The organism is Pseudoflavonifractor capillosus (assembly GCF_016902575.1).
GTDB lineage: Bacteria > Bacillota > Clostridia > Oscillospirales > Oscillospiraceae > Enterenecus > Enterenecus capillosus_A.
On sequence record NZ_JACSNZ010000097.1, the window covers coordinates 1 to 1,721 of the forward strand.

Here is a 1,721-nt window from a genome sequence, read left to right on the forward strand (position 1 = left end):
ATCTGCCCCCACCCACGCCCCGCTCCCTTCTGGCGGGAGGGCTGGTTCTGGTGCTGCTGCTGGCCTCCATTGCCCACTTCACCCTCACCACCTACTCCCTTCCCGCCGCCTTCCCCACGGTGCTGGGGCTGTGCCTTTTGGGGGGCTTCCTGTCCATGGTCATTTGGGCACTGCCTGGACACCGAACGCAGGCTGTGCTGGTGACCCTGCTGGCCACCGGAGTATTCCTGTGCCTGGACTGGGCACAGCTTGTCTACGGAGCCCGGGCCTGCTTGACTTCCCTGTCGGTGTTTTGGACCGCCCACACCGACTACACCTGGTACTATCCGTTGACCAATTCCCTCCCTGACCTCCAGCACCAGGCGGCGGTGAGTGTGTTTCTGGGGACGGCCTTGGCTCTGCTGGCCCTCCCTCTGGGTTGGGCCATTCTCCGTCTGCGCTCCTTCACGCTGGTCTTTGCCCTCACCCTGCCCTGGCTCATGCCCGCCTTTCTGGCCGAGTCAGAGCTGGACTGGCCTGCCCTGCTGACTCTCTGCGCCTGCTGGGCTACCCTCCTCCTCTCCGGCCTTTCTGCCCGTGGGGATGCCAACGGGGGCGCCCGGCTCATCCTCATCGCCCTGCCCGCCTGCCTGGCCGTGGTCTGGGGCGTGTTCCTCCTCTTTCCCCAGGAGGGCTACATCCAGCCCGCCTGGGCGGTAAACCTGAAGGAGGAGCTGCTGAGCCTGGAGTGGTTCCCCGGAGAGGGGTCTGGCATCGTGGTATCTGACCGGGACACGGGAGCGGAAGCGCCCCGCCTGGCCTTCCGCTCCGTGGGCCCCCGGAAATACACCGGACGGGGTATGTTCCAGGTGACCACCTCCCAGCCTGGCTCCATGTATCTGAGAGGGGATATCTACCGGGACTACACCGGACAGGCCTGGACTGGGGTGGAACCCCTGTCCACGGAAAATCTGGGTACCGCATCCGCAGACAAGATCCCCAACTCTGCCACCGCCACGGTGACCTATCTCACCTATCTGGGCTCCACCGCCTACCTGCCCTACCACACCGTCCTGCTGGAGGACAAATATGTGACCTTTGACAGCGCTCTGGCCTTTCCCGCTGCCGTGGAGGAATACACCGTCACCTATACGCCTCTGGAGGACTCCCCCTCCCGCCAGAACATTCCCTCGCTGGCACAGCAGGAGGAGGTCTATGGCCCCTATCTGGAGGTGCCAGAGGAGGTTTCCGGCCCCCTTCTGGATTGGTTTACCCAGGCCATGGAGGAATTGGAAGCCAGCGGCGATGAAGCGAATGCAACTGCCACGGGAGAATACGCCTCGGAGCTGAACACCGCCGCTCTCATCGCCCAGCTCTTGCAGCGCAGCGCCCAGTACGACCTGGGCACCCCCCGCACCCCGTCGGGGGAGGACTTTGTCACCTACTTTTTGCAGGAGAGCCACCGGGGGTACTGTGTCCACTTCGCCACCGCCGCCACCCTGCTGCTCCGGCTCCAGGGGATTCCCGCCCGATATGTCAGCGGCTATGCCACCTCCATCTCCTCCACCTCCTACATTGCCGCTGGCAATGCCACCACCTATTTCACCCGTGTTCTGGACTCCAACGCCCACGCCTGGGTGGAGATCTATCTGGACGGGTACGGCTGGTACCCGGTGGAGGTCACCCCCACCGACACTGCCCCCGATCCCTCAGACCCGGACAAGTCCCCCGCTGTCTCTGCC

The 1,721-nt window shown here is 64.4% G+C and carries 1 protein-coding gene; it reads left to right on the forward strand.

Translation table 11 applies throughout. The annotated features are described in order from the left end of the window. On the forward strand, window positions 1-1,721 hold a 1,721-nt coding region (locus H9X86_RS11955; RefSeq protein ID WP_204901723.1), incomplete at both ends, for a transglutaminase TgpA family protein.